The following is a 7,399-nucleotide window of genomic DNA, read 5'->3' as shown; positions in this document are numbered from 1 at the left end:
GGCGGGGGGCGGGGCCTGGGTGTGGCTGGGGTCTCGGGACGGCAAGGACGACGGCAAGGCGGGTCCCACCGCGGGCCCCACCGCCATCCCCGCCAGCACCGCCTCGGACGGCGCACCCGCCGCGCTGTGGCGGGGGGACGCCCTGGACCGCGAGGAGAGCGTCATGCCGCTGATCGCCGGGGGTGTCGTGGGGCTCGCGGAGACGGCGTCGTTCCGTGCGCTGGACCCGCAGACCGGGTCGGTGCTGTGGGAGGAGACGATGGCGTCGGATCCGAAGCAGGTCACCACGGACGGGACGAGCTTCTACACGTCCTCCTACCCCGTCGCCGGGAAGTCCGCCCTGCAGATCCGCACGCTCGCCGCGCGCACCGGCAAGGAAGCCGCCCGGATGATCGTGCTCAACGGTTTCGAAGGCTCCCAGTTCGGAACGGAACTCCTCACCGCCGCGGACGGTGTCCTCTACGCCTCGTCCCGTCGGGGCAGCCGGGACGACGAGAACGACGACACCGGCTGGCACCTGATCGCCGTCAACCTGCGTACGGGCATGGAGATGTGGCGGCATCCGCACACGGACACCAACGCCCGCCGCTGGCTGTCCCGGATCGTCGGCGACCGGCTGGTGCTCGGCAAGAACAGCAGTGACCTGGAGTCCTTCATCGTGCAGGCGCGAGACCGCCGCACCGGCCGTCAGCTGTGGCGGCGCAGCATCCCGCTCAAGGAGTCCCAGTCCTACCTCCCGGGCCAACTGGCGACCGACGACCGGCACCTCTACCTCGGTGGTGACCGTCTCCGGGCGCTGCGCCTCACCGACGGCGGTGTCGCCTGGGAGTACGGCAAGGGATCCTTCTTCGGGGTCCCCACCGTCTCGGGGGGCCTCGTCCACGCGAACGAGGCAGGCCGCGGGCTCATCGTCGTGAGCGCCGACACGGGCGCCAAGCGCTGGGCCGAGGAGCTCTCGGGCCGCAGCCTGACCCCGGATCCTTACTCGGTCCCGGTGATCGGGAAGACGTACGTGTACGCACCCGTCCGGGGTGGTCTGAGCGCGATCGACCGGGTGACCCGTCGCTCGGCGTGGGTGTTCCCGACGGAAGCCACCCGGTACGTCGTCGACCCGCAGCGGAAGCGGATCGTCGGAGCGGGAGCGTCGTCCGTCGTGGCTCTTCCCTTCGCCTGAGCCTCGGAACGGACCCGCGTTCCCCGCCGCCCGCTTTCGTTCCCGCCGCCCGCCCCCTGTCCCGACCGACGTCGCTCCCACCGCCCCGGAGACCACCCGTGACCACGCTGCCCCTCGCCGCCGGCGACCCGCTCCGGCTCGGCCCGTACCGTCTCCTCGGCGTCCTCGGCGAGGGCGGCATGGGCAAGGTGTACGTCGGCCGGGACGGCGACGGTGCCCCCGCGGCCGTCAAGGTCCTGCGGCCCGAACTCGCCCACGACCGGCACCTCGCCCAGCGCTTCGTCCGCGAGGCCGACATGGCGCGGGCCGTCACCAGCACGGGCGTGGCCCGGGTCCTCGGGGCGCAGACCGAGGGCGGACGGCCGTGGATCGCCGCCGAGTTCCTCGCCGGTCCGACGCTCGACGAGGCGGTCCGGGCGTACGGACCGATGGAGGTGCCGGCGGTCCGCGCACTCGCGGCCCGGCTCGCTCGGACGCTGCACGACATTCACACGGCCGGTCTGATCCACCGCGACCTCAAACCCGCGAACATCGTGCTCACCTCCACCGGCCCCCGGATCATCGACTTCGGCATCGCCCGCCCCGAGCACGGCCTCACCCTGACGACGACGGGCCAGATCCCGGTCACCCCGGGATACGGGGCTCCCGAGCAGGTCCTCGGGCAGCGGGTCGGCCCGGCGTCGGACGTCTTCTCGCTCGGCGCGGTCCTCGCGTACGCGGCGAGCGGGCGGCGCGCCTTCGACGGCGCGCACGTGCCGGCCGTCCAGTACGAGGTCGTGCACGGGACACCGGACCTGAGCCTGGTCCCGCCGGAGCTGCGGGAGTTGATCGGGCCGTGCCTGGCGAAGGACCCGGCGTACCGTCCGCGGCCTCCGCAGGTCGCGGAGGCCTTCGCCCCGCCGAAGGGCGCGGAGCGGGCGTGGCGCAAGGGCCCGCTCGCCGACGACATCAAGCGGCGTGAGACGGCCACGAAGCGCCTGACCGCGCCCGCGGAGACCGCCGTTCCGTCCGGCTCGCCGTCCCGGCGTCGTTTCCTCACGACGGCGGCGGTGGGCGTCGCCGTCCTGGGCGCGGGCGGCGGGGCGGGGGCCTGGTGGCTGAGCCGGGAGGGTGAGAAGTCCCCGACGGCCGACGTGCCGGCTGCGGTGGCGGCCCCGGAGGCCGCCTACCTGTCTGTCATCGACAGCCAGGTGGGTGAGCCTCCGAAGCCGCTGTGGGGGCCCCTTGACGTCTGCGCCCCCGAGGGACTAGCGCCGCTCCCCGTAAGGGACGTGGTGCTGGCGCAGGCGAAGTCGGGCGAACTCCTCGCCCTGTCCGTCACGGACGGCAAGGAGCGGTGGCGGGGCAAGGAAGTCGAGGCCTCGGCCGGTTTCGTCTCCGTCGCCGACCGTCTCGTCGTCGGCGCCGACAAGGACGGCGCACTGCACGCCTACGTCGCTGCCACCGGCCGTCATGTCTGGCGGACGGAGGCCGGCGCCGAAACGGTCCTGGCCGCCGACGACACGAACGTCTACCTCGCGACGCCCGACAACATGCTGCGCGCCGTCAACGCCTGGACCCTCGCCACCCTGTGGACGCGCCCGATGATCTCCCCGCGCTCCGCGGAGGGGCCCGCACGTGCGGCGGCGGCCAGGAACCGTCTCGTGGTTCACGGCAGGGACGGGCAGGTCGTCGTCGTCGACGCCACGAACGGCGAGATCGTATGGAAGATCAAGGGGCAGGGCACCCGCGGCCAGGACCCTTCGATCGGCGGCACGACCGTGTACCTCGGCGGCCTCAGCCTGATGGCCCGGCGCCTCGAACAGGGGGACTTCCTCTGGGAGGAGGAGACGCTCGCATCCGGCGACAGCACGGTGGGGTGGGGCAGCCCGGCCGCCGACGGCGACTCCGTCGTCGCCGTCGACGGCTACGAGGCCCACCGGTTCAGCACCCTGGCCAAGTCCCGTCACCCGAGCACGGAGTGGATGGAGCCTCTGGACAACCGGGGCACCGGCATCTCCGCTCCTGCCGTCGCAGGCTCCACGGTCTGGGTTCCGGAAAGCGACAACGGCCTCATCCGGGTGGTACACAAGGCCACCGGCAGGCGGCTGTTCCCCGTGAAGATGCAGCGCGAGGGCACCTATCGGCTGGCGAGCAACGCCCATCGCGTCTTCGTCACTCGCGGCGGCCGGATCATGGCGATGCCGGTGTTCGGGGAGTAGCGCGGGTTCGCAGCCCCCCTCGCTCACTCGGAACGGTGCCCCGTTCGGGACAAACCTTCGTTCAGGACCGTGCTTCGGCGGGCGCGCCGTCGACGAGCCCCGTGTCCGCGCAGCCGAGCTCGCCCGCGACGCTCCGGGCGGCGGCGTTGGCCACGGTGATGAGCCTGGTCCGCTGCCTCAGGTCCGCGTCCGGAACGCCCCCGGGACCCGATACGGCCACTTCGACGACGAAGCCGTGGGCGGGTTCCTCGAGACCGCAGGAGAAGTAGAGCCTGCCGAGACCGGCGGAGGCGTAGGCCAGCCGGCCGGAGGTGTAGAGAGTCGCCTTCGAGAGCAGCCCCGGATGCATCCCCGGCGCCTTCCCGATCGGGTTCACGTTCACGGTGAGGCTGTCGCCGCCGCCCGATACGGGCAGAAGCGTGCAGTACGACTTCGGCTGCGGCCGGTAGGTGTCGGCGAGCGGTGCGGCCGTCGCGTCGCGCAGCAGGGCGAGGGCCTTCTCCGGCTCGGAGAGGCCGTCGGTGAAACGGTCGCTTCCCATGGCGGCCACGAGCGCGGCACCGGCGGGGGTGCCCTTCGCGAAGCCGCCGCAGACCTCGGCCGGCGGCAGGCCCTCCGGTCGCTTGGGGGCGTCGGCACCGGAACAGCCCGTGAGGACCGCGACGGCGGCGGCCGCTCCAAGTCTCGTCAGCGCAAACCGCATTCCCGTCCTCAGCTCCGGCGGGAGCGCAGGACGGACACGGCGACGGCGGCACCGATCAGTGCGGCGGCACCGATGCCGAGCCCGATCCACAGGCCCGTGTCGCCGCCCTCGTCGCTCTTCTCCTGCGCGGCTGGAGCCGGCGCGGGAGCCGCGGAGGAGGGCGCGGCCGAGGTGGCACCCGCCGACGGGGCTGCCGAGGGGGACGCGGACACGGTCTCGTCGAGGTCCTCGATGGGCCGGACGTCGGCGGGGCCGGGGTCGCCGGGCGTCTTCAACGCGCGAAGAGGGCGGATGGCGCCGAAGCCGATGTAGTCGTTGCGCTTGTCGCCCTCGGTGGGCGCGGCGATGGTGTTGAGCATGACCTTCAGGACCTGGTTGTTGGTCCAGTCGGGGTGCTTCGACCAGATGAGCGCGGCGGCCGCGGAGGCGAGGGCGGTGGCGTTACTGGTACCGCTGGAGGTGCAGACCTGGCCACCGCTGCAGGCGGCGACCGTGTCCTTGCCGGGGGCGACGATGTCGACCTGCGGACCGTACTGGGAGAGGGGAAGACGCGTCAGCTTCTGGTCGATGGCACCGACGCCGACGACACCGGGGGTCGCTCCCGGGTACTCCAGTCTGTTGGCCTTGTCGCCGCTGTTGCCGACGGAGGCGAAGACCAGGGCTCCCTTGTCCAGGGCGTACTTCACAGCGTCCGTGAGCTGCGTCGACCCGGCCGTGGAGCCCTGCGAGATGTTCAGGACCTTGGCACCGGAGTCGACCGCGAAGCGGATGGCTTCGGGCATGAACCTGTTGAACTCACGGTCCGCCGCGGCCTGGCTCCCCTTGCCGCCTTCCGATCCGGGCACGCGCACGGGAAGGATCTTGGCACCGGGGGCGAGGCCGAAGGCACCCTGGCCTCCGTTGGCCTTGCCCGTGCCCGCGATGAGACCGGCCATGTTCGTGCCGTGTCCGGTGTAGTCGGTGAACTCGTCGCCGGCCTCTCCCGGGGCGAGGTTCTTGCCCTTGAGCACCTGGCCCGGAAGGTCCGGGTTTCCCTTCTCCACACCGGAGTCGATGACCGCGACGGTGACACCCTTGCCGGTGCTGAGCTGCCAGATCTTCTCAGCGCCCATGGTGTCGAGGTGCCACTGCCGGTCTCGGACACCCGCTGCCTGGGCAGGGACGGAAGCGATGCCCACCAGCAGCATCCCCAAGGCGGCCGAGGCGGTGACTCGGGCACGGCTCCGACGAATACTGCTGGTACGCATCTGCTTCCTCGCGCTGATCAGTCGATGACGGGCGGCGCCACGCGGCGCCCCTGCTGCCAGGTCTCCTCGTCCTCGACCAGGTAGTCGGGACGCTCTCCGTTCGTCTCCTCGCGGTCACCGGGCCGCTGCGTGGAGCCTCCGCGCACGAGGCCGGAGCCGCCGGGCGTGAAGGGACGCGCGCCGCCGCCGGTGGCGCTGGCGCGCTGCGCCTTGCCGCCGACGATTCCGCCGGTCTCGCCGGCGAGACGGCGCCCGCCGGTGATGCCGTTCTGGCCGGCGCCCGCGCCGCCCATCGGGCCTCCCATGCCGCCGCCCATGGGCGCGCGTCCCATGCCCGTGCCGTTACGGGCGCCGGGCTCGGTGCCGATGACGGTGCTGCGCGGGAGGCCGGTCTGGGGGCGCCCCTGCGCGTTGGGCACGGCCTTGCCGCCGCTGATGCCCTCGCGGGTACCGCCGAGAGGGCCGGGTCCGGTCGGCAGGCCGCGCGGGCCGGTGGTGTTCATCGGGTTGCGCGTGCCGCCGGTGACGGGACCGGTGGGAGGCAGTGTGCCCGGGCCGCCCTTCGCGGGGAGCGGGGGCAGGCCGGTCGTCGTCACGAACGGAGGCGCGCTGCCGTCCGGCTTGGTGATCGGCGGAGGGGTGCCCGGGGTCTGCGTCGTGGGTCCGGGCGGCGTGGTCGGCGGCGTCTTGGTGTCGACGCTGTCGATGCCGAGGTCCACGGGCACGTCGGGTCGGACGTCCGGGCGGACGACGTGGGTCGGTCCCGTCGTGTCCTTGCTCGACGGCGGGAGGGGGATCGACGTGTCGGGCGTCGTCCGGCTGTCCGGCTGGGAGCGGGGGGTGGGCGTCACCGTAGTCCGCTCGGTACCCACCGCCGACCTCTCACCCTGCGAGGTGTAGCCGCCGGAGGTGGAGCCCGATCCGCGCTCGCCCGCGCTCGCCGGCACGAAGTCCCCCGGCGGCGGCGGAAACGTCGGCGGCTTGAGGCTCGTCATGTTGAAGCTCGACCACTGGTACGAGGAGGAGAGCTTCTCCATCTCGGCCGCCGCGGCCTGCTGGTTCGCCTTCTCCTTGGCCTCGATGGCCTGGAGCTCCTCGCTGGCGGCCATCTGGCTCTTGGCGTTGCGCGCGATGGTCTGCGAGTCGGGGTCGTTGCGGTACTTCTGCGCGGCCGCCAGGTTCGCCTTGGCCGACTCGTGGGAGGTGTAGCGAGGAATGGCGCTCTGCGCGGTGGCGATGGCCTCGGCGGCGTTGTCCATCCAGGTGGACGCGCCCGTGCTGTAGTCGCCGAGCGCGTGGGTCGAGCTCACGACGCTGTCGGCCCACTCGTTGAACGCCTTCTCCGCCTCGCCCTCCCATTCCACGCGGCCGGAGCGGTTCTTGAGCTGCGCGGCGATGCGGTGCATCTCCTCCGCAGCCGACTTCAACCGCCCCGCCGCGTTGCTGACGTAGAACGAACTGGCTTCGTCCAGCCATTGCAGCATCTGCTGGTGGGACATCGAGCGGAAGTCCGTTCCGCCGCCTCCGCCGCCCTCTGCTGGCCTCATCCTTCGCCTCTTCCCCGTGTCCCCGACATCTCGTCCGCACTCGCCTACTGGAGGGAGCTGTCGCCCCCGGCCGTCTGACCGGCCCCGTCGTCCGGGGCGACGCGGCCCGCTTCGCGGTCCGCCTTCGCCTTCGCTTCATCAGTCCGCTGATGAATGTTGATCATCTTCTGCTTGACGTCGTCGTCCATCTGCTCGAAGCCGTCCTTGGACGCCACGACCGCGATGCCGAGGCCCTCCAGGCAGTCCCGCAGCAGGCCGGAGAGATCCGTCAGCTGGCTGAGGACGGTGTTGTACGAGTCATAGACGCCGGACGCCTCGGCCCAGGCTCCGCCACCGCCGCCGAACTGGCCGCGTACGACCGGGTCCGACTTCATCTTGCCCTTGTCGGCCTCGGAAGAGGTGAGCATCTCGATCAGACCGTCGATGCTCGTCTTGAACTCCGACATGGACTCCGTGTTGTAGCGCACCGCCTCGGCGCTCATCGGCCGCATTCCGTACCCGCCCCCGTCCACGTAGGCTTCCATGCC

The 7,399-nt window shown here is 72.1% G+C and carries 6 protein-coding genes; 2 read left to right on the top strand and 4 right to left on the bottom strand.

The features are described 5' to 3' along the window. Together IF00_RS0133105 and IF00_RS0133100 are read left to right on the top strand one after the other, a co-directional pair. The coding region (locus IF00_RS0133105; RefSeq protein WP_158710540.1) for an outer membrane protein assembly factor BamB family protein at positions 1–1,174 on the top strand (1,174 nt) is incomplete at its 5' end. 98 nt (positions 1,175–1,272) lie between these two features. Next, the gene (locus tag IF00_RS0133100) at positions 1,273–3,375 is read left to right on the top strand and encodes a serine/threonine-protein kinase (protein WP_030324495.1); all 2,103 of its coding nucleotides are present in this window, start codon (positions 1,273–1,275) and stop codon (positions 3,373–3,375) included. A gap of 61 nt (positions 3,376–3,436) precedes the next feature. Here the strand turns inward: IF00_RS0133100 and IF00_RS0133095 are convergent, their stop codons facing one another. The 4 genes from IF00_RS0133095 to IF00_RS0133080 form a co-directional block, all read right to left on the bottom strand. Continuing rightward, positions 3,437–4,078 (bottom strand): hypothetical protein, encoded by a 642-nt coding sequence (locus IF00_RS0133095; protein ID WP_030324493.1) that lies wholly within the window; start codon positions 4,076–4,078, stop codon positions 3,437–3,439. Between the two features lie 8 nt (positions 4,079–4,086). Beyond that, on the bottom strand, positions 4,087–5,265 hold the full coding sequence (gene mycP / locus IF00_RS0133090) for a type VII secretion-associated serine protease mycosin (RefSeq protein ID WP_245234698.1): 1,179 nt from the start codon (positions 5,263–5,265) through the stop codon (positions 4,087–4,089). 77 nt (positions 5,266–5,342) lie between these two features. Continuing rightward, entirely contained in the window at positions 5,343–6,872 is a 1,530-nt protein-coding gene (locus IF00_RS0133085; RefSeq protein WP_030324490.1) for a WXG100 family type VII secretion target, read from the bottom strand. 44 nt (positions 6,873–6,916) lie between these two features. After that, entirely contained in the window at positions 6,917–7,396 is a 480-nt protein-coding gene (locus IF00_RS0133080) for a hypothetical protein (protein ID WP_051820743.1), read from the bottom strand. Positions 7,397–7,399: the final 3 nt, after the last annotated feature.

Origin of the sequence: Streptomyces flavochromogenes, assembly GCF_000717595.1 — a bacterium.
GTDB lineage: Bacteria > Actinomycetota > Actinomycetes > Streptomycetales > Streptomycetaceae > Streptomyces > Streptomyces flavochromogenes.
The sequence above is the reverse complement of the archived record's forward strand: the minus strand, read 5'-3'. Positions and strand labels throughout refer to the sequence as shown.

Excerpts from the sequence above, each read along its gene's own strand:
- IF00_RS0133095 (WP_030324493.1), bottom strand. The coding sequence starts at position 4,078 with ATGCGGTTTGCGCTGACGAGACTTGGAGCGGCCGCCGCCGTCGCGGTC.
- mycP (WP_245234698.1), bottom strand. The coding sequence starts at position 5,265 with ATGCTGCTGGTGGGCATCGCTTCCGTCCCTGCCCAGGCAGCGGGTGTC.
- IF00_RS0133085 (WP_030324490.1), bottom strand. The coding sequence starts at position 6,872 with ATGAGGCCAGCAGAGGGCGGCGGAGGCGGCGGAACGGACTTCCGCTCG.
- IF00_RS0133080 (WP_051820743.1), bottom strand. The coding sequence starts at position 7,396 with ATGGAAGCCTACGTGGACGGGGGCGGGTACGGAATGCGGCCGATGAGC.